The organism is Phycisphaerae bacterium, assembly GCA_012729815.1.
GTDB lineage: Bacteria > Planctomycetota > Phycisphaerae > JAAYCJ01 > JAAYCJ01 > JAAYCJ01.
In genome coordinates this window covers 1-2,618 of the sequence record JAAYCJ010000260.1, presented here as the reverse complement: position 1 = coordinate 2,618, position 2,618 = coordinate 1, and the positions used below count along the sequence as shown (strand labels likewise).

Below are 2,618 nucleotides of genomic sequence, written 5' to 3'. Positions count from 1 at the left end.
TCCCGCGCGCCGCGGCACAGGGCGTTGAACCGGTTGATCCTGTGCTGCACACGGGCGTCGACGAAGATCCGCAGCCAGTGGTCGTCCACCAGTCCGCGCTGCGTCTCGATCACGCGCTGACCCAGAGCGATCCCTCGCTCGATGTGCCGCCGCAGCTCGCCCATCTTCCAGAAACGGTCGTTGTTGTTCGGGTTCATCCGCTGCGGCTCGAAGCTGACCCACGCGGCGACCTCCATTATCGCCCAGTTCGGATCGGCTGCGATCGCTTGGTTCCACTCGCATAGCTCACGCACCGCCTCGCGGCACTCGGTAAACCGCGGGCCCACCAGGTCGCGCAGCGGCCCTTGCGTCACGAATTCCCGCGCCGCTTCGACGTGGCCGCGCGGCAGCTTGCCGTCCCACATGATCGCCGCCGCCAGCACCACCAAGTCCCAGACCGGCTCGAGGCCGCACATCGCGGTCCGGCAGACGTCGCCGCGGCTCCATCCGGTCACCGCCACGCTTCGCCTGCCGTGGGCCGTTACCGTCTTGGTCCAGGCCAGCGTGTTCTCGATCCGCGGCTTGGCCTCGGGCAGTTCGCCCGCGCTGGTCAGTTTGAACGCCGGCGCGCCCCACCAATCGAAGCCGGCCTGGTCGTAGCGGTCCAGATGCTGCGAAGTGAGCCATCCGCCCTTGCGGCCGAAGATGTCTTCCGTGTAGCTCCAGACCATCAATTCCGCCCGTTCCGCCAGTCTGCGCAGGCTTTCAATCGGCCAGTCCCGCATCTTGTCGTCCCACAGCAGCGGCCGGATGCCGCGGTCTTCCAGGTGCTTGAGGATCGGATCGATGTGCCGAAGGTACAAGCCGTCCTTTCCCTCCTGCTCGATCAGCTCCTTGCACCTGGGACACGAGCCAAACGTCCACGGCTCGTCGCCGCCGATGTGGAATCGCCTGGCCCGTGACCCGTGCGTCCGCAGCACATCGTCGATCAGCTCGATCACGATCCGGGCCGACTCCGGGTTGGACGGGCACAACTCCCCGGCGCTGCGGTCCAACTCGCGCAGGTGCGCGAACTCCGGACGAAGCAGCACCGTCTCAAAGTGCCCGAGGCATTGCACCAGCGGTATCACCTCGATCCCGCGCTCGGCCAGGCGGTTGAGAAACTCGCCCACCGTCGCCTCGTCGTACGCCGTCTCGCACCGCAACTGCGGATGCCGCGACCAGGGATACACATCCTCCCACTCCACCAGCACGCAGTTGACCCGCAGCCGCGAGAGAATCTCCGGAATATCCAGCAGCCGCTCGGCTGAGGGCGGCAGACCCTTGAGGTCCAGATGAATGCACCGCGTCTCAATCGCCGGTGTCTTCCGCGAAAACAATTTGCTCATGCCGTCACTCCATCAACCATATCACCATTCAGCGATCGACCGCCGGATGGCGGGCTTAGCGCTTCTTCCCCTTCCCAAGATACCAATAGCGAGGCAATGCGTCCTTCTCCGCTTCCAGCAGATCCTTGATGCACGCATCGGCGTCGGCGATGTTGTTGCAGATCGGGTCGGTCAGCATGGCCCGCCGCAGGATCGCCCGGTCGCCGGTGACCGCCGCCTCAGTCGTCAATTCGTGCGTATCGAGCACCTGCATCTGCAGCGCCAGCAGGCCGCGCGGCATCGGCCCGAACGGCTGAGGACGCGGACCGTGCATATCCACGTCCGACCGCAGCTCGACGAACGCGTCGTCCGGCATGTTGGTGATCGCTCCGCGATTAAATGAGTTGATGTAGAACGGCTTGCCCAACCCGCCCCACATGCTCTCGATGATGTCGGTCGCGTGGTCGGAGTGGGTGTCCTTGAGGAACTGCTGAACGCTCAGCTTGCCCGCTGCGTAGGCTTCGGTGTCTTTCCACGCCGCCGCCATCTCCTCGGCCCGGTTCTCAGCGTCGAACAGGCGGATCGGCTCCGGCTGATTAGGTTTGACACCGTACCCCTGGAAGAACGGCACGTATTCCTTGGTGTGGCTCGCCGCCGTCGGAAACGCTCCGTAAAGATCGAATAGCTGCATCTCGTAGGCGTGGTTGAACCGGGGCTTGGCCTTCTCAGCGGGATTCCGCCCTTCCTCGCGAACCCACTCGGCCAGCTTCCTGCGCAGCTTCGGCATCATGTCCACACCGTCATAGCGGAACCGCACCAGCCACGTGCAGTGGTTCACGCCGCCGATCTTGAGCTCCAGCTTGTTATGCACCTCCGGCGGAACCACCGTCGCCTCCGGCGGCAGAATGTCCAGCCGCTTGCACCAGTTCAGCGTGTTGTACGGCTCGTGGTGCCCGTCGCAGAGGGCGAAGGTCCGCAGGTGAGGCACGTAACGCTTCAGCGCGATTCCCAGCACGCTGGTGGGGTTCACGAAGTTGATGATCCACGCCTGCGGGCAGAGCCGCTCAGCGTCCTTGGCCATCGCCAGAACGTGCGGGATTTCACGCATCGCCCGAAAGATCCCGCCCGGCCCGATGGTGTCCGAACTGCACATCCGCACCCCGTGCTTGGCGGCGATCCGCGTGTCGACGCCGCGGAAATGGGCGTTGCGGTCCGAGAACGTCAGCACCACGAAGTCCGAACCCTTCATGACCTTCCTGCGGTCGGTGCTGC

Annotated in this window: 2 protein-coding genes; both read right to left on the bottom strand. The window is 64.8% G+C overall.

Annotated features, from left to right (window positions below):
* A partial coding sequence (locus tag GXY33_17020; GenBank protein NLX06841.1) for a family 20 glycosylhydrolase occupies positions 1-1,367 on the bottom strand: 1,367 nt, incomplete at its 3' end.
* Positions 1,368-1,422: 55 nt separating this feature from the next.
* On the bottom strand, positions 1,423-2,618 hold a 1,196-nt coding region (locus tag GXY33_17015), incomplete at its 5' end, for a glycoside hydrolase family 4 (protein ID NLX06840.1).